Below are 18,135 nucleotides of genomic sequence, written 5' to 3'. Positions count from 1 at the left end.
TGGATATTTGTAGTCAGGATTTATCTGAGACCAATAATGCGGTAAGCCGTCATGTAAGCGCAATATTTTATTACGTATGAAATATAATTCAATATATTGATAAATATCATCATCACTTAGGTGAAAATAGTTATTATTCGCCCGCTATCCTGATTGAAATAGAATGACAGCGTTGTTTTTTTCCTTAAAACATATGATGTGGGGTAAAGGGAGTCGTGCAGAATGAGAGTGAATATTATTGGCACCAGTGGAAGCGGTAAATCTACGCTCGCTCGCTGCTTGTCTGGAAAACTGGCTATTCCGTACATTGAAATGGATGCGTTGTTTTGGCTGAAGGATTGGCAGGGGCGGACGGATGCCGATTTTTTTCAAGGCCTTGAAAGGGCTCTGGAGCCTGAAAACTGGGTATTGGATGACAACTATAATCGAACGCGAGATATCAAATGGCGCAGTGTTGATGTTGTCGTTTGGATCGATTACGGTTTCACCCGTACGCTTTTTCAGGCGGTACGCCGCGCCTGCCTTCGTGCATGGCGCAAAGAGGAACTCTGGATCGGTACAGGCAATAAAGAGTCTTTTTTCGCAGTTTTTTTAGCCGAAAATCTATTATCCTCTGGACAATAAAAACCTATTCGAAAAACCGGAAACGGTATTTGGCGGATTTAGCCGATCCTCGCTATCACCATATCCGTTCTATGACTTTGCGTTCTCCTCGGGAATGTGAAACTTTTCTGCAACACGTCCCCAAGGAAATACGTACTCATTCTGCTTGAGTCGTCACTTTGGCTGCGCCCGCCGGTTTTATTGTCAGCGTTGCACCGATTGACGCGATGATAATAAAGATAAGCGCCATCCACTGTATGAACGATAAATGTTCACCGAGAAAAAGGATCCCAGAGAGGGCGGCAATAGCGGGTTCCATACTCATCAGCGTGCTGAACGTTCTGGCAGGCAGACGGGTTAATGCCACCATTTCCAGAGAATAGGGGAGCGTGGTGGACAGGATGGCGACGGCAATGCCGAGTGGGAGTATCGAGAGCGAAAACAGCGTACTCTCGGCGTAATACGCGCCAATAGGGCAGAAGATCAGCGCGGCAATACAGGAGCCGATAGCGACCGTTCCCGGCCCATGATTTGCCCCCGCTTTTTGCCCAAACAGGATATAGAGGGCCCAGCAGGCACCTGCACCCACGGCATAGGCCGCACCCATCAAATCAACATTGCCGATATTGTGGCTCAGCGGCAATAAGAACCATAACCCGGCAACAGCCAGAAAAACCCATAGAAAATCAATGGGCCTGCGTGAAGCCAGCATTGCAACGGTCAGCGGGCCAGTGAATTCCAGTGCAACAGCAATGCCGAGCGGCACCGTCTGTAGTGAAAGGTAGAACAGAAAATTCATCCCGCCCAGCGTAATGCCATAAACCAGCAGAGGCAGGCGGTTACTGCTAAAACGCATACGCCACGGCTTGAAAATGATGCCCAGAATGATCGTACCAATTCCCAGACGCAATGCTGTTACGCCTGTGGCACCTATTAGCGGAAACAGACTTTTGGCTAGGGCAGCGCCACTTTGGATAGAAAGCATTGAGATAATGATGAGCAATACAGGGACAAATGACGACGAGCGGTGGGAAAATAAGGTCATTCTTTTGGCCTTAAAGAAGGTATAACATTCCATTGCTATCATACTCAATTGTAAACAATTTGTCTGGTATGAATTGACGTTTATTGACCTTTATTTACTCATTATTTAACTGCGTTATTTTTGCCCAACTCAATTAGTATACAAACTGAGCGGAAAATTAAGAATTATCTGTTTAATCGATTTGCAGTGAATTTATTTTTAATCTAACTGTCACAATGAAAAAGTTAATACAATTAGTATGATAGGTTGGTCGTGACAATATTTGTTACATCTAAAGGCTAATTGATAAATATTTATAGGGCGGCAAGTCCCGAACTTCTTTGTTATATTTACTCCGTTAGTTAGTCTTTCATAAAATGAATTTGAGGCTGTAAATATGAAAAAAATCGCGTGTCTTTCCGCTCTGGCTTGTGTATTAGCCGTTGGCGCAGGTTCTGCATTTGCTGGTCAAAGTACAGTAACCGCAGGTTATGCTCAAGGTGATGCTCAGGGCGTACAAAATAAAGTTAAAGGCTTTAACCTGAAATATCGTTATGAGCAAGATAATAACCCACTGGGCGTTATTAGCTCTTTCACCTATCTGGAAAAAAATAGCAGCGATAGCGGTTTCTATGACAAAGGCCAGTACATGGGCTTTACTGCGGGCCCTGCTTACCGTTTGAATGACTGGGCAAGCCTGTACGGCGTTGTTGGTTTCAGCCATGGTAAAGTCACGAGCAACAACACCAATGGTCAGGACAACCGCAGCAATGATGATTACGGCTTCACCTATGGTGCTGGTGTTCAGTTCAACCCGATCGAGGACGTTGCTCTGGATGTCGGTTACGAACAAAGCCGTATCCGCAGTGTTGACGTTGGTGCCTGGGCTGTTGGCGTAGGTTACCGCTTCTAATCTAACCCCAGCAGGGTTTACTTACCCTCAGCGTTGGTTGTTAGCTGTGTCAGAAGAATCCGTCCTTTTTAGGGCGGATTTTTTATGGCTGCTTGCCTAAGCGGTGGCGAGTTTCTACAGTCGTTTATCTGGTAATTTTCCCGTCTGTTGATACCTTGTTCTCCTTCCTGCCATTGAAATACATGTTGTGCCTGTTTGTCATAAGATTTTATCTTGACGTTAAGATTCTTTATGTGAAGATAACAGGAGTTAGGTGGCAGTGATTTGCTCAAGCTATTGAGGTTATGCATGGTAATGACATCAACAACCCGCACGCGGGCTTTTCTTTTCTTCACGATTATCCTATTAGGGTTGAATTTACGCCCTGTACTGGCGGGTATTGGTCCGTTGTTGAATCAGATTCAGGCTGCGACAGGTCTGGATGACAGCATGGCGGGCATGCTAACTACGCTTCCCGTGTTTGCTATGGGGTGGTGCGCATTATATGGTGGTCAGTTGCAGGCACGCCTTGGTGAATATCGGGGAATCACGCTGGGTATTGTGGTGATTGGCTTGGCGTGTGGGGCTCGCTGGTGGCTGAATAGCGGTATTGCGCTGTTGGCTAGCGCCGCGCTGGCCGGGATAGGGATTGCTTTGATTCAGGCGTTGGTGCCGTCGTTTATCAAGCTTCATTTTGGTCGCCATAGCAGTTTCCTGATGGGCTTTTATACTACGGCGATTATGGCGGGGGCGGCATTTGCGGCTTCATCGGTTTCTCCGCTGGCAAATGCGTGGGGCTGGCAAAGTGCGTTGGCCTGCTGGGGGATTGTAGCGCTAGTTGCTGCGATAGCCTGGCGGTGTATCCCTAAAGCGTATACCACGAAACAGGATGCGGTGGTTGTCGTAGCAACGCGCCGAAGCGGAATGGACTGGTTGCTGATGGTGTTCTTCGGCATTGGTACGGGCGCGTATACGCTGGTGCTGGCGTGGTTGCCGCCGTATTACATTCAACTGGGGTTAGATGCGACGCAAAGCGGCCTGATGTTGGGCGGATTAACGCTGACGGAAGTGATTTCCGGCCTGCTGGTATCAACGTTCATTAACCGTTTTCCCGATCGACGTAAACTGCTGCTTCCTATCCTGATCGTGATGCTGGTGGGGATGATTGGGTTGATTGTGGCTCCACTGACGTTCACGTATCCCATCATTATTATGCTGGGTGTTGGTATTGGTGCGCTGTTCCCGCTATCGCTCATCGTGGCGTTGGATCAGGTGACCGAATCACATAAGACCGGTTCACTGATGGGCTTTGTACAGGGCGGTGGTTACATCCTTGCCAGCCTGATGCCTTTGCTGGCTGGTTTTATACGTCAGCATACGGCGGGTCTGGAGCAGGCCTGGATGATTATGGCCGTCGGTGTGGTCGTGTTGATTATCATGGCGACCCGTTTTGCTCCGGTGAAGAGCCCGAATCGCTAGCCGTTTGTGGTGTTATGAGCGAGCGGAACCCCGCTCGCTATCATTAATTTGTCGGTGGACGATAGCGCCATAGCCAGCGCCCGCTCATCAAGCGACGGTAATAGAAGAACCCGCGAACAATCCAGTCAAAGAACATCCCCATCCACACACCGATCACGCCAAAACCGAGCATCACGCCGAGGATATATCCCACGACGACCCGACATCCCCACATCCCCGCCATTGCGACCCACATGGTATAACTGGCGTCTTTCGCGCCTTTAAGACCAGCAGGAAGTACCCAGGATGCTGCCCAGATGGGCATAAATAGTGCGTTGAGCCACAGGAGATGTTTTGCCACTTCAATCACTTCTGGTTCATTGGTGTAAAACGACGCCAAAAAGCTGGCACTCGGCACCGACAGGACGGCAAGTACGCATAGACCGATATTGGACAGCCAGAAGATGTGCTTCAACTGGCGGGTAGACTGCATGATCTGGCCTTTCCCCAGCCGTGTGCCAACGATAATCGTGGCGGCGGCGCCGAGCGAATTACCGGGAAGGTTGATCAGCGTTGAGATGGAGAAAGCAATAAAGTTTCCGGCAATGACCTCGGTTCCCATATCTGCCACAAAACGCTGGGTGATGAGCTTGCCGATGTTAAACATCACGGATTCAATGCTGGCGGGAATACCGATACTGAGCACTTCATAGAGGATCGACAGGGTAAAAGGCGCAAAGTAAGACTTGAAGGGAATACGCAGCGCACCGTTAAAACCGTGCATCAGCGTCAGAATCACGAATACTGCGCCGATATAGCGCGAAATGGTAATACCAATGCCCGCGCCAACAAAGCCAAGGCCATCCCAGGAAAATGCACCGTAAATCAGCAGGCTACTGATGGCAATATTGAGAATGTTCATCCCAATGTTGATGACCATGGGCAACTTGGTATTGCCCGCGCCCCGTAACGCGCCACAGCCTACCAGCGCGATGGCGACAGCCGGATATCCCCACACCGTCCAGCGAAGGAACGTGAGGGCAAGGGCTTTAACCTGTACATCGGCTTGTCCTGCGATCAGATCGATAATCGCTGAGCCGGCGAATTCAACCAGCGCGACCAACAGAAACGATGACAGAACCAGTAATGACATCGATTGACGAGCGGCCGATCGCGCCTGCTTTCTGCTGCGCTGTCCCAGGCTGAACGCGACAACAACGGCGGTCCCTAATGCGACAGCGGTAAAGAACGCGATGATGACCATATTGAAGCTATCGGCCAAACCGACGGCCGCCATGGCCTCTTTCCCCAGCCAACTGACCAGGAAGGTGCTGAAAACCCCCATCAACACGACGCAAAGGCCTTCAATAAAGATCGGGAAGGCTAGCGGTGAGATTTCTCTCCAGAAGAGAACGCGGTTGGAGTAACGCTTTTTATACCAGTCTGTGTCTTTTAATTTTTTCATGAAACGATCTTGGCGGTATCGCAAGTTTCCCAGTCGGCACGGTAAACAGAGCCACAAGGTGGCTCGCAAATAGCATTATTTTTGCACGGTACTTACTCATACAGTGACTTATCCATACCGTTACCGATCCATTCTGTGCGATCGCGGCAGCATGGTCGCTTTTTAAAATAGCGTTTCTATTTACAGAGTATCAGTCGCTAAATCGATGTCCAGTCTCGATTGCTTTCCCTGCGTGGAAAGTTGTTGTGCGTGTTCATTATTTAATTTAGATTTTACTTTATTAGATTTTACTAAACTAAAGATGAGACGCGGACAATCGGCGATATCACCTTCCTTGCCGACGGAATGCCGTGTTTAACGAGTGCATTATGACGAGTTTCAACGGCTCAGAAGAGGATCATGATCATGCCAACACCCGTTTCTATCTCACCCGCTCAGGCTCGCAAATTGTTAGATGAAGGGGCGGTACTTATTGATATTCGCCAGCCAGAAGAATATGCCCGCGAGCACATCGCACAGGCAAAATTGCACCCACTGAATTCCTCTGTCGAGTATGTTCTTCCGGCTGATGAGAGGGAAGGAAAGATTGTGATTTTCCATTGTTTGTCTGGCATGCGTTCGGAGCAGAATGCCGACTTGCTGGCGCAGGCGGTTTCACCTGCAATAGTATTGTTTCTGGAAGGAGGAATGGCCGCATGGAAAAAGGCAGGATTTCCGACGGAAGTGAATCGTAAACAGCCAATTGAACTCATGCGGCAGGTTCAAATCGCCGCTGGCATACTGATTCTGGGTGGTATATTACTGGGCTACAGCGTAAACAGCGCTTTCTTCCTGCTCTCTGGTTTTGTTGGGGTAGGGTTGCTGTTTGCGGGGGGGGCGGGTTTTTGTGGCATGGCAAAGCTGTTGATGAAAATGCCGTGGAACCGTACCGCCAAACGCTGATATGCCGGGATGGCTTGCCGATAAGCGGAGTGTTAACTGATAACGTTAAAGAAGGCGATGCTCACGGTCGCTGTCGGACGATATTTTCGCGACGCTTTTGCCTGTAATCTCTGACGCCGCAGGTTGGCCGCAATGGTTTTTATGTTGTACATCGATGGCTCATCAACCAGACGCAATGCGCCATAATACTGTTTTGCTTTCAGGAAGGCCTCATGAACCGCATTATCACAACACAGCCGGAATTGTTGTCGTGACGAGTTAAAATGACGCAGTGTGAGCCAGACATAGCCTTCTCTGATTTTTTTTCTGCCTGTTGGGAAGTGGGTGTAGGAAAAAACGAACTTAATGAGAGGTGAGGTTTCACAAACAAAAAAGTCCGCCGAAGCGAACTTTTTATGTCTTACTTTATGTAGGACAAAACCGAATGCGATTCTTAGCTTATTGATTTTGCTTAATATATGGCGGTGAGGAAGGGATTCGAACCCTTGATACGTTTTCACGTATACACACTTTCCAGGCGTGCTCCTTCAGCCTCTCGGACACCTCACCGGGGGTTGCCTATAAGGGGCAACGGAGCGCTACTATAGGGAGTTGATTAGCTTCGGTCAAGCAGTATTTAGCGCGAACTGTGCGTATGGCTAAGCATTGAACGGTAATGGATAGTTCACACAAACGCGTTGTTAAAATGTAGGTAAAACGGGGTGGGGAATGGGCATAAAAAAACCACAGGCCGCAATGGGCTGTGGTTTTTCAGCAACAGGACAACGTTACGCCAGCAGCGTCTTGATGTAGCTGGTCAGTGCTTCATTTTTACTGTTAGCAAAGAAGTATTCCTGGAATTTAGGACCCGCAACTGCACCTTTAACCAGATCCTGATCGAGGCCTTTCAGGATGGTGATCAGATCGTTGTAGGTTACTGCTTTTACGGCATCCAGAATTTTCTTGTTACGTTGTTGAGGAACAACGCGATCGCTCGGATAGCCTCGGCCGCCTTCTTCTTTGAACAACTGGGTAAACAGGTTTTCCAGGTTCAGTTCCGCGCCCCAGCCAAAGCCTTTAGCGTAAGGAACAGATACGGCATTACCGTTGTTGATCTGAGAGAACAGGTAAGCATCAGATGGGTCAACAACCAGACCGCAGATTACGCCTGGGAAAGAGTTACAAGCCAACATTGCGCCTTGGCCAGTACCGCAACCGGTTACAACGAAATCAGCCGCGCCAGAGTTCAGCAGGATAGCTGCCAGAATACCGTTTTGGATGTAGGTCAACTGTGCTGCATCTTCAACGGCGTATTGACCGTAGTTGTGTACAGTGTGGCCCAACGGTGCAACCGCTTTGGTCAGAGACTCTGCGATGATGGCGTTTTTAGCAGCTTGGCTGTTTTCGTTAATCAGTGCAATTTTCATGTTCGTTCCTTTTCTGTGACGGGCAATTACATTTTTTAAAACTATATTTCAATTTGATGTGTGCAGTATACCGTTTCAAAAATAAAGCGCAAATCGTCGAAGTGAAGAATGCGGTACAGTCCATAAATTCAGGAAAAATGGGATGAAATAAAAAAGGATGATAAAATTTTAAGTGATTGAAAATTAATAGATACCCTTCTCCTTGAGAGCTTGTGCGTCAGGGAGGGCTAGGGCATTGCTCGGTACTTCTCGGCTGAAATGAAGAAAATCTGGATCTTGTTCGTACAGCAATAAAAAACATTCATTTTTTATTGAGTGCCCAATCAAAAAAATTTAATGGAACACAACGGAGCGTGAATCACTCTCTTTTTTCGGGATTAACCATACAAAAAAAAGGGAAAAGTGAGCGAGAAGTACGGTGCTCAAAGTCAAAAATGCAGTTCATGAGACGGTAGCAACTCATCAAAGCAACCCTGGCTGCAACTAACTACGATGTGGGGACGCATGATGCCTCAGTTGTACAGATTGCCCGACATGCGAGAATGTTGAATAGGATCATCAGCTATTACTTCCGCGATAAAAATGGCTTACATGGAAGCGACAATGCGCTATCTGATTGATCATCTGGGCTGTCGGTGAAATCAAGGTTGCTGAGCCTGATGGAAGATACGCCTTGCGCACGCTCGAGGGCGATTGTTCCGGGGAATTTTTATTATAACTGGACGAATAGCGCGGCTCATACTTTTCATTGCTATACACAATCTGACAAACAAACGCCTTCCGCACCATTACTATGAGTGACAACACCATCAGTGATGTCACTTTTCCTTGAGGAATGAAAATGAATAATTGGCTGCAACAGATTCAGGGCTTATTGGGCTCCGGTAGCAAGCAGGGGAATCAGCATCAAGGGGGTAAAAACGGCAATTTAGGCGATATGCTGAAGCCTGCTGCGCTAGGCGGTTTGGCGGGCGTGTTGTTGTCGAATAAGTCCACGCGAAAAATCATGGGTTCGTTGGGTAAAAATGCGTTGATTATTGGTGGTAGTGCGGCGGCGGGCGTGGTGTTGTGGAACCAGTACAAAAAACGCGTTCGCGATACGCATCAGGACGACCCGCAGTTTGGCACCCAGTCCTCTGGCGAAAGTATTCGCGCGCGTCGTCTGATTCAGGCTTTGGTTTTTGCTGCCAAGAGCGACGGCCATATTGATGCGACTGAGAAACAGCGTATTGATGAAAATATTCAGCAACTGCAACTGGGCAGTGAAGCGCACCGCTGGGTGCAGGAAGCCATAGAACAACCGCTTGATCCGATTCTGCTGGCGAAAGATGTGAAAAATGAGGAAGAGGCGCTTGAGGTCTACTTCCTGAGCTGTGCAGTCATTGATGTCGATCACTTCATGGAGAAAAGCTATCTGGATGCGTTAGCGACCGAATTGAAGATACCGCAAGACGTACGGCAGTCGATCACCAATGAACTGAAAAGTCCATCATAGTAGGGCGAATGGTTTAAGCGGTGGTGAGATAACGTCGGAGAAATAAACGGATAACGCGGGCGAAAGGTTTTTCGCCCGCAGTGCTATCTGAGGCTTAGAAAGCGCTGGTGTCTTTGAACAGGCCCACTTTCAGTTCGTCAGCGGTATAGATCTGCTGACCGTCAACCAGTACTTCGCCATCAGCAATCCCCATTACCAAACGGCGATTGATCACGCGTTTGAAGTGAATGCGATACGTCACTTTCTTCGCTGTTGGCAGCACTTGTCCGGTGAATTTGACTTCACCCACGCCGAGCGCACGGCCTTTGCCTTCGCCACCCAACCAGCCTAGATAAAAGCCGACTAATTGCCACATGGCATCCAGACCGAGGCAGCCTGGCATCACCGGATCGCCGATGAAATGGCAACCGAAGAACCACAGGTCAGGCGTGATATCCAATTCGGCTTCCACATAGCCTTTGCCATACTTACCGCCGTCTTCCGTCATTTTAACGACGCGGTCCATCATGAGCATGTTAGGGGCAGGCAACTGAGGGCCGTTCGGGCCGAACAGTTCGCCACGACTGGAGGCAAGGAGGTCTTCTTTTGTATAGGATTCGCGTTTATCTACCATGGTCTCTGTAAGCCTTGTTTTAATGAAGCACGCAGGTTAGCGTACACCTGTACGCAGGTTAGCGTACACCTGTACGCTGGGCAAGTCTGTTGCGTCTGGTTAAACCAGTTGGTTTAACGGAAAAACCAAGGGAAACGTCTACGTTCTTGCGGTGCAAGTTGTCCAATTCTCTCACGAATGGCGGACAGCAGGTTTGGCAGCTGTTCATCGTCATAAGCTAAGTTGGTCAATAATGACAACGCTTCCGGTGCAGTTTCTACCGGGAAAAGATGGAATTTCCCTTCGCGTACCGCTTCAACGACATCTTCCTGTAAACAGAGATGACGTAGATTAGCCGCAGGTAAAATCACGCCCTGTGTTCCCGTCAGCCCACGACGCTGGCAGACCTCAAAGAAGCCTTCGATTTTCTCATTCACACCGCCAATGGGTTGTACGTGACCAAATTGATCGACAGAACCGGTCACAGCGAACTGCTGATTGATTGGCCGCAAGGAGAGGGCGCTTACCAGCGCGCACAGCTCTGCGAGTGAGGCGCTATCGCCATCAACTTCGCTATACGATTGCTCGAAGACGATGGAAGCCGAGAAGGGCAGTTGTTGATCAAGCTCCAGTTCTGTAATCAGGAACGCCTGCATGATCATCATACCCTTGGCGTGTAAATTGCCAGCAAGTTCGGCTTTGCGCTCAACGTCGGTGAATTCACCGTCGCCAGCGTGAACCACGCAGCTGATACGTGTTGGTTCGCCAAAGGCAACGGGATAGCCTGGGAATTCCAATACGGAAAGTCCATTAATCTGGCCGACGACTTCGCCTTCCGTTTCGATCAGGATCTGGCCTAATTCGATTTCATCCTGCATGCGTTCACGAAGGTAGCCTTCACGCCATTGGCGAGCGGCAACGGCGTCAACCAGCGCCTGCTCCGTGATCTGGCCATCTCTGGCGTATAGCGATGCATATTTTAACTGGCCGATTAGCCAACGTGGGCATAATGGCAAATTGCCTTGATCGCCGCTGTAGCGTATCGCCACGTTCACTAATGCTGGCCAGGCATCGGCATCCAGCAGCGGTAACTGATTTTCGCTGCATAGTGCATTGATGTAGGAGCACCAGCGCGCCATGTCGTCAGTTTCAATCAACTGCAATTGCGCTTCGAATTCGCCGTAAATCGCGTGTTCGCCTAATTCTGGCTCCATATCATGAATATCTGCCAGACTTTCGCGGTCGCCGAGAATAATCAGGCGAACATCAAGCGGCATCGGCGGCACATCAACAGGAAGTGGCTTGCGCTCGTCTGGTGATAGCCAACGATAGATGCCTTCAGCCATAATCTGTTTCAGACGCAGCCACATCAACGGCTGAGCCAGCAGTGCTCTGGCCGACAGGATCAACGTACCGCCATTAACCTGGTGAATCAGCCCCGGGTGCAGCGTGACGTCATCGTGAAAACTGCGCACGCAGCCGAAGAGCTGTTCAGGCTCAATCCATTCCTGATAGCCACAGGACTGCTGTGCGGCAAAGTTATCCGCAGGCTGTGTGGCGGGTTCGACCCGGATATGACGACCCTCAATGATATATTTACTGCCATGTATCGCCCCGGAGTCTGGCCTGATGGCGCTCAGCGCACGGGCGATCAATGCCATATATTCATCATTCTCCTGCGCTTTCAACAGCATAAAGCGCGAAGGTGAACGAGGGTGGCAAAAGAGCGTCAGGCTATCTGCCAGACGTGACTGAATAGCGGAGAATTCAGCAGGAGCAAGTTGAGCTGCCTGAGTGAATAGCGTGTGATAAGGCGTATTATCGGGCAGTAAATGCTGCCATGAGAGTCGGTTACTGGTCAAAGTATCAATGTAATCGTCTGAAGGAAAAGCGTGATTATACAAGAATAATCTAGACTTCACATAAGGAGAGTCATCTCTCCGTCATCTTTCATACGGTGAAGCTCAGACCACGTTTGGCTAATCGTCTTAAAAGCTGTCAGAAAGCCGCCAGAAAGCGGTCAAAATCAGGGAAAACTGTTATGCTGAAAGTTACGTTACGCGGTCACTGAAGAATTTAATATGAAATATCAACAACTAGAAAATCTTGAGTGCGGGTGGAAATGGAAATACCTGGTGAAGAAGCATCGGGAGGGAGAAGAGATTACGCGTTTTCTCGAGCAAAGCGCTGCGGATGATGCCGTACAGGCATTGCTTAAAATGGAAAACCAGCCGGTGAAAGTGTTGGAGTGGATTGCGCAATGTATGAATCCCACCTTAGAAAACCGGATGAAGCAAACGATTCGCGCACGGCGCAAACGCCATTTCAACGCAGAACACCAGCATACACGCAAGAAATCGATCGATTTGGAATACTTGGTCTGGCAGCGCCTTGCTGCTCTGGCTCAGAGACGTGGGGTTACTCTGTCAGAAACGATCGTGCAGTTAATCGAAGACGCTGAGCACAAAGAAAAATATGCCAGCCAGATGTCGCTGCTTAAACAGGATCTTAAAGCCATTCTGAATAAAGACGAGACGTGATCGCTTTCTTCATTTATTGGGCTGACAAACACGCATAAAAAAACGCAGGGAGCGTTTTTCAACGTTGCGCAGCAACGACCCACAGGGTGACGGACAAGGATGTCCGGCATAAAAAAACCTCGCCGGAGCGAGGTTTTTTTTCGTTAATAACTTAAGCCTGAGGCTGAGTTACAACGTCTTTGATGCCTTTAACTTCGATCTCTACGCGACGATCTGGTGCCAGGCAGTCGATCAGCGCAGCACGAGGTTTCACGTTGTCACAGGTAGAACCCGTAACTGGTTGAGATTTACCCAGACCACGAGCAGAGACTTTGTTCGCAGGGATACCTTTAGAAACCAGGTAATCAACGACGCTCTGTGCGCGTTTTTCAGACAGGGCTTGGTTATATTGCTCTGAACCTAAACGGTCAGTGAAGCCCAGAACAACAACAGAACCGTCTTTCGGATCCAGAGAGCTCAGCTGAGTGTACAGTTGATCCAGTGATTGCTGGCCTTCTGCTTTCAGCGTTGCTTTGTTGAAGTTGAACAGGACGTCAGATTTCAGCGTGAAACGCTTGGTTTCAACAACTGGAGCTGGAGCTGGAGTTGGAGCCGGAGCAACAGCTGGCGCCACACGGTCATCCTGGCCGAAACGGTAAGACAGGCCAACGCTCATCAGCATGTTGTCTGGACGGGCACCAACGGTACCTGCATCACCAATGTTGCTTACCCACTGGTAGTCAACACGAGTAGCCCAGTTTTTATCGATAGCGTATTCAACACCGATCGCAGCCAGCGGGGAAATGCCCGTGTCGTCGTTGTTGAGATGAGTTCCGCTTCTGTCAGCGTGGCTGTCAGCGCGCCATACCATACCGCCCAGACGGGTATAAACGTCCAGATCGGGCATAACCGGGTAGCTCAGTTTAGTTGCTAGTTGGATGCCCTGTGCTTTGAAGCTTGCACTGTCTGCTACGTCAGAAGTAGAACCTGCATACTTCATGCGACCCAGCCAGTCGTAGCCCAGTTCAAAACCCAAGTAAGGGTTGGCTTGATAACCAACAAACGCACCAGCGCCTAACTTGCTTTTGATTGGGTTGTTGTTGACACCAGTGTAACCATTTCCGTAGAAACCAGTATCGTGGAATTGAGACACACCCAGTTTACCACCGGTGTACCAGGTATTGTCTTTAGGAGCTGCTTGCGCGACGGTCGCGAAGCTAGCCAGTGCCACTGCAACTGCGATAGCTGTTTTTTTCATTTTACGCCTCATTATCATCCAAATCGGTAATTAACCTGAGGGGCTAATAAACCTTTGGTTAAAATCCTTTGGTTGGAGACTTTGCCCTTATTTATGACTTGCTGTCAGTCAACTGACGTTATAAAAGAGCAACTCCAGCGGGTCAAAGTCTACAACGTGATGAGAAAGTTACAAGTATGATGTGATTTGCATCATAAGAAAACCGCACGATTCATACATACTTGCTAACAAATAGTAGATGCTTTTGACAGATCTTACGCCTTTTCGCTGTATTAAATATACCCAAAAAGCCCGAAGAATACCGCTCTGCGGCGATCTGTATAGCACGCAACCTGACGGGGCTGAGAAAATTCTTAATTTACTTAATGATACAATGTCGAATGAATTTTCAGGCTGGGAAATAGTCTATAGGCGTCATCGCTAGTACTTTCTGGCCGCATGATAAAGCCACATGTATTTCCTGCCTGTGCGGCATGCCGTAGCCGAACCTTATCTTCTTCCGTTAATTCGAGTGGTAGCCAGCACAACACCGCGCTGTAGTTTCCTGTCAGCAAGGCTCTTTCCATGGCATCAACCGTAAACAGCGGATTGATGTGGTGAAGTTGCACTATTTTATCCAACGGTAACCCAGATTGCTGTACCCAGGGACGGCTCAATTTTTGTTGAGGCGAAAGCCATAGCAACCAACGGGATTGCGTACCTAACTGCAATAAGAGCGGTAATAGCAGGTATGTGACTATGGGTTGAGCGGCGTTGTACACGATTTCGCTGATGATTCCGCCCGCGTCGATCGAGGTTTCCGCAGCATGCTGATTTGCAGAAACCGATGACGACTGCATGTTGTGAGAGCGAATTGATTGTGCACGCATAATGAGTTCCACCCATAGTGTTACTGTATGAATATACAGTATCTTCTGTGTGTGTGAAAATCAACCTGATTTTTTGAAAGCGCTTCGCATATTCCATATGCAAGAGACAGTAAACACATTTACTGTTTGAAGCCGTATCGGGGCTGTGTTTAATTATTTGTTCCTGCTACAGATATTTTTAATTGTTCAGGAAGAGATCATTTCAATACTAAGGATTATGGCAATGAAACAATTATGCAAAAAAAGGATTTTGCAATCTCAGCATTCTTTTTCATCTTTGGGGGACATCAGTTCACGCTCCCAGTTCGGTGGCTATAGCATAGCAGCAAATAAAACCATTTTTGGACTGGTGTCGGAAGGGGAGCTTTATCTTCGCGCTAGTAAGAAGGATGAAGAATATTTTCAGCAGCGTGACATGCCTAATTTGATTTATACCAAACGCGGTATGCCAGTCCCGTTGAATTATTTTCTTGTTGATGAATCATTATGGCAAGAACCTGTTCAGCTATTGTATTTTGCCCGTCTGGCGCTGGTCGGCGCGCAGTATGATAAAGCCATCAAAAGTACGAACGGGCGTTTAAAGGATCTTCCGAACCTTAACCACGATATTGAGCGTCTGTTATGGAAGGCGGGGATAACGAATGTCGATGAATTGCAGCATTGCGGCGCGAAAAACAGCTATCTCGAATTGCGGAAAGTTCGCGCTAATCTGAGTGTCAACGTGCTATTGGCGCTTGCTGGTGCAATTTGTGGTACGCATCAGGCGGCACTCCCTCGCGGTATTCGCAATGAACTGTTGGAGTGGTATAAAAATAACGCTGTCTCCAAAGGGTCAAAGCACTAGGAGATACGTCATATTTTTACAGTGTCATCATGTCATTTTTTAGCTGTACGAGTTCAGGTAAGAGGCCGATCAGCAGGCTGATTTGCTGAATAATTAATGATTCTTTACTGTCTGACTCGGGTGAAAGGGATTGAAGGCTGGCGGTGATGGTTTTCAATCTCTGATTGATACGCAAACTTTCCTCTTCGCTGCAGTGTAGCGCATCATCAACGTGACAAACGACATCATCCAGCAATTGCAGAGTTTCCGCTGAAGTAATTTTCCCTCGGTGTGCGCCAAGCGTCGAAATATAGCTTAGTAACGTATGATTCAGGCACATGAAGCGGAATGCACTGTCCAGCTTGCTTCTGGTCGCATGAGGCTCTGAAGACATATTCGATACGACGGATGCCAGCTCTGCATCGCAGTTATGTGCATCGCGGCGTGCAATGCGATAAGGCAAGCTATTATCTTTCCCCTGATAATATTGAACCATGATCGCATCAAGATAACGGCAGTTGGCGTTCAATGTCTTATTGATGACGGTTGGCAGACCGCGAAAGCGCCAGTCCGGCCAAATAAAACTCACTGCCGCCCAGGCGATGGCACATCCGAGTAGCGTATCAATGATGCGTGGCACCGCAACGTCAAAGCCTTCACCTAACAGGTTGAAACAGAGCAGGACAAGCAGCGTAATAAACATGGTCGCGTGGGCGTACTGCACGTTGCGAAAGGCGAAAAACAGTACGCCACTAATAACGATCAACGTCAGTTGTCCTTCCAGCGAAGGAACGAAGTACAGGATAGGTAGGCCGAGCAAAATACCGGTCAATGTCCCGATAATTCTTAACGTCAGCCGCCGCCGAGTGGCGTTATAGTTGGGCTGACAAACAAACAGGCTGGTTAGCAGAATCCAGTAACCGTGTTGCAAGCCCGTGATCTGAATTAACGCGTAGCCACTACAGAGTAGCACGGACATACGGATGGCATGACGAAACAGTGCTGACTGCGGCGTCAGGTGGCGGCTAATGCGTAAGCGGATGTCACTCCAGCCCGTGATTTTGTCGTCTGCCAGCGTGTTTTCCGGGTTGTTCTCTTGCTCAATGGCCTGTTCGGATTCGATAGTCGCCAACTGAGCATCAATGGCGCGCAGGTTATTCAAGAGATAGGTGAGTGCTTTGATTTGTGCGGCGTCTGCCATGTTGCTGGCTGCGATACGTGCAATAGCGGATTCGAGATGCACGAAAGCTCGCTCAATGCGGCCGTCATGCTGATATTTTTGGTGCAGCAGAATGGATTGCGACAACTGCTGACAGGCTTTGGCCTGCCTACTCAGCAGGCGCTGAAAACGAAATAGGACGTCGCTATAGCGCAGTTTCTCACGCAATTGCGGATAGTAAACATGCGATGAGCTGGCCCGTTCGTGAATATCCTGCGCGACAAAATAGTAGTGCAGCGTTTGACGCGTTCCGCGCTGGCCGCGATCGCCACGCAGACGCGTTAGCAGCGATGACTTGGTCTGGTTGAGCGTCGCAACCAGTTGGCTGTTTGCCATCGCGACGTCAATTAAGGGCTTGTCGGTTTCTTCTTCAATATCGGGATCGAAGAGATTGGCTTTGGCATCCAGATAGCGAGCCAACAGCTGATAACACTGCGCGAGGTTATCCTGCAACGGGCGGATGGGGAATATCAGATGGCCGAATAGCGTCAGCAGGTTGTACCAGGAGGCTCCGATCAGCAGCATGATGGGCTGCTGATACCAGTTGTCGTAAAGGGATATGCCCAGCATGGTGTAAATCGCGATCAGCAGTGCGCCGAATGCGATGGTTGCATAGCGCTGCCCTAATGCACCGAGCAGAATAAAGCCGCAGGTCGATACCGCCAGACCAAGGCCAAACAGCCAGGGATGGGGGAAAAGCAATTCAATCGAGACGGAAGCGACAAAAAAACAGGCCAGCGTAATGAACAAATTACGCAAACGCCCGGTGAGGCGATCGTCAAGGTCGGTGAGGGCGGCCGCGACGACGCCAAGCGTGACGGGGATTGTCGATGTTGGCTGCCCTAGCCACCAGGGAACGGCCGCCGCACCACTCAGTGCAATGAGGATGCGAATGGTATACAGCCAACTGCTGTTATACACATAGCGGCGAATTCCCGGGGCGAAGGTGAGCAACGTAATATCCTTAGATGCCGTTAGCGAAAGTGGCGGCGGGCATTATTTTCCCGTGCTGCCTGCGCCAGTTCGACGGAAACCACGCGACGCCCTACTGGCCACAGCGCGATGGCAGCAATTTTAAGATTGGCGATGCCAACAGGAATGCCAATGATCGTAATGCACTGTGCTATGCCGGTAATGATGTGCGACAGGCAAAGCCACCAGCCAAAGAAAATGAACCAGAAGATGTTCAGCAGCGATCCGCCCGCGCTGAGAATCGCGCTCTTTTCATCTGGCCGTAGCTCATCAACATGGATCGCTTCATTACCATAAGGCAAGAGCGACAGCTTGGTGATTTCCCAGCATGAACGCGTTAGCGGTAAGGTAAAAATCAGCAACACGCTGACGACTGTTGCCAGAAGCCAGGCTAACGTGGTGAAAAAACCACCTAATACGAAATTAAGGATATTCAACACAGTACGCATAGTCTCTCCTGTACTTGTAAGGTAACCAGATAACGTCCCAAACTCGCTGATGGTAAAAGAATTATCACATTAAGCATCAGGATATCCTAACCTGTTTTTAAGGCTAGAGCGTGAAGTCCTATAACGGGTAAACTAGGGAACAGATAAAC

Annotated in this window: 16 protein-coding genes, 1 tRNA gene and 2 pseudogenes; 8 read left to right on the top strand and 11 right to left on the bottom strand. The window is 49.0% G+C overall.

The window, feature by feature from the left end:
• The first annotated feature begins 222 nt into the window (after positions 1-222).
• Positions 223-773: pseudogene (locus JFY74_12980) on the top strand (adenylate kinase).
• Here the strand turns inward: JFY74_12980 and rhtA are convergent.
• A complete protein-coding gene (rhtA, locus tag JFY74_12975) occupies positions 761-1,648 on the bottom strand; it encodes a threonine/homoserine exporter RhtA (protein ID QQG27041.1) in 888 nt (295 codons plus the stop codon). The pseudogene JFY74_12980 and the gene rhtA sit on opposite strands and share 13 nt — an antisense overlap.
• 376 nt (positions 1,649-2,024) lie before the next feature.
• On the opposite strand from rhtA, the gene ompX reads away from it, so the two are divergent.
• Both ompX and JFY74_12965 read left to right on the top strand, forming a co-directional pair.
• A complete protein-coding gene (ompX, locus tag JFY74_12970; protein QQG27040.1) occupies positions 2,025-2,540 on the top strand; it encodes an outer membrane protein OmpX in 516 nt (171 codons plus the stop codon).
• A 288-nt stretch (positions 2,541-2,828) separates the two neighbouring features.
• Entirely contained in the window at positions 2,829-3,998 is a 1,170-nt protein-coding gene (locus tag JFY74_12965; protein ID QQG27039.1) for an MFS transporter, read from the top strand.
• 43 nt (positions 3,999-4,041) lie between these two features.
• Here JFY74_12965 and JFY74_12960 read toward each other — a convergent pair whose 3' ends face one another.
• Positions 4,042-5,442 carry an EmmdR/YeeO family multidrug/toxin efflux MATE transporter gene (locus JFY74_12960; GenBank protein QQG27038.1) on the bottom strand — a complete coding sequence of 467 codons (1,401 nt, stop codon included), beginning with the start codon at positions 5,440-5,442 and terminating at the stop codon, positions 4,042-4,044.
• Positions 5,443-5,841: 399 nt separating this feature from the next.
• Between JFY74_12960 and JFY74_12955 the strand changes: the two genes are divergently transcribed.
• Positions 5,842-6,384 carry a rhodanese family protein gene (locus JFY74_12955; protein ID QQG27037.1) on the top strand — a complete coding sequence of 181 codons (543 nt, stop codon included), beginning with the start codon at positions 5,842-5,844 and terminating at the stop codon, positions 6,382-6,384.
• Between the two features lie 32 nt (positions 6,385-6,416).
• On the opposite strand, the gene JFY74_12950 is transcribed toward JFY74_12955, so the two are convergent.
• The 3 genes from JFY74_12950 to JFY74_12940 form a co-directional block, all read right to left on the bottom strand.
• Positions 6,417-6,884, bottom strand: coding sequence for a hypothetical protein (locus tag JFY74_12950; GenBank protein ID QQG27036.1), 468 nt, complete (start codon positions 6,882-6,884; stop codon positions 6,417-6,419).
• A tRNA-Ser gene (locus JFY74_12945) sits at positions 6,844-6,933 on the bottom strand. Before JFY74_12945 ends, JFY74_12950 begins: the two co-directional genes overlap by 41 nt.
• Before the next feature lie 218 nt (positions 6,934-7,151).
• Positions 7,152-7,790 carry an RpiB/LacA/LacB family sugar-phosphate isomerase gene (locus JFY74_12940; GenBank protein QQG27035.1) on the bottom strand — a complete coding sequence of 213 codons (639 nt, stop codon included), beginning with the start codon at positions 7,788-7,790 and terminating at the stop codon, positions 7,152-7,154.
• A gap of 434 nt (positions 7,791-8,224) precedes the next feature.
• On the opposite strand from JFY74_12940, the pseudogene JFY74_12935 reads away from it, so the two are divergent.
• Both JFY74_12935 and JFY74_12930 read left to right on the top strand, forming a co-directional pair.
• Positions 8,225-8,587: pseudogene (locus JFY74_12935) on the top strand (TetR family transcriptional regulator).
• Positions 8,588-8,631: 44 nt separating this feature from the next.
• Entirely contained in the window at positions 8,632-9,285 is a 654-nt protein-coding gene (locus JFY74_12930; protein QQG27034.1) for a tellurite resistance TerB family protein, read from the top strand.
• A gap of 94 nt (positions 9,286-9,379) precedes the next feature.
• Here JFY74_12930 and fabA read toward each other — a convergent pair whose 3' ends face one another.
• Entirely contained in the window at positions 9,380-9,898 is a 519-nt protein-coding gene (fabA, locus tag JFY74_12925) for a bifunctional 3-hydroxydecanoyl-ACP dehydratase/trans-2-decenoyl-ACP isomerase (GenBank protein ID QQG27033.1), read from the bottom strand.
• Between the two features lie 113 nt (positions 9,899-10,011).
• A complete protein-coding gene (locus JFY74_12920) occupies positions 10,012-11,781 on the bottom strand; it encodes a Lon protease family protein (GenBank protein QQG27032.1) in 1,770 nt (589 codons plus the stop codon).
• 177 nt (positions 11,782-11,958) lie between these two features.
• On the opposite strand from JFY74_12920, the gene matP reads away from it, so the two are divergent.
• Positions 11,959-12,417 (top strand): macrodomain Ter protein MatP, encoded by a 459-nt coding sequence (gene matP, locus JFY74_12915; protein ID QQG27031.1) that lies wholly within the window; start codon positions 11,959-11,961, stop codon positions 12,415-12,417.
• A gap of 151 nt (positions 12,418-12,568) precedes the next feature.
• Here matP and ompA read toward each other — a convergent pair whose 3' ends face one another.
• Complete coding sequence (gene ompA / locus JFY74_12910; protein QQG27030.1) at positions 12,569-13,654, bottom strand: porin OmpA; 1,086 nt, start codon at positions 13,652-13,654, stop codon at positions 12,569-12,571.
• Between the two features lie 362 nt (positions 13,655-14,016).
• Entirely contained in the window at positions 14,017-14,523 is a 507-nt protein-coding gene (gene sulA, locus JFY74_12905; protein QQG27029.1) for a cell division inhibitor SulA, read from the bottom strand.
• A 223-nt stretch (positions 14,524-14,746) separates the two neighbouring features.
• Here sulA and JFY74_12900 point away from each other — a divergent pair, with 223 nt between their 5' ends.
• On the top strand, positions 14,747-15,367 hold the full coding sequence (locus tag JFY74_12900; GenBank protein QQG27028.1) for a TfoX/Sxy family DNA transformation protein: 621 nt from the start codon (positions 14,747-14,749) through the stop codon (positions 15,365-15,367).
• Between the two features lie 16 nt (positions 15,368-15,383).
• Here the strand turns inward: JFY74_12900 and yccS are convergent, their stop codons facing one another.
• Both yccS and JFY74_12890 read right to left on the bottom strand, forming a co-directional pair.
• On the bottom strand, positions 15,384-17,519 hold the full coding sequence (yccS, locus tag JFY74_12895; GenBank protein ID QQG27027.1) for a TIGR01666 family membrane protein: 2,136 nt from the start codon (positions 17,517-17,519) through the stop codon (positions 15,384-15,386).
• Positions 17,520-17,539: 20 nt separating this feature from the next.
• Positions 17,540-17,986 carry a YccF domain-containing protein gene (locus JFY74_12890; GenBank protein ID QQG27026.1) on the bottom strand — a complete coding sequence of 149 codons (447 nt, stop codon included), beginning with the start codon at positions 17,984-17,986 and terminating at the stop codon, positions 17,540-17,542.
• Positions 17,987-18,135: the final 149 nt, after the last annotated feature.

The organism is Pectobacterium carotovorum, assembly GCA_016415585.1.
Taxonomy (GTDB): domain Bacteria; phylum Pseudomonadota; class Gammaproteobacteria; order Enterobacterales; family Enterobacteriaceae; genus Pectobacterium; species Pectobacterium carotovorum_K.
This window is presented reverse-complemented; position numbering and strand designations above follow the sequence as displayed.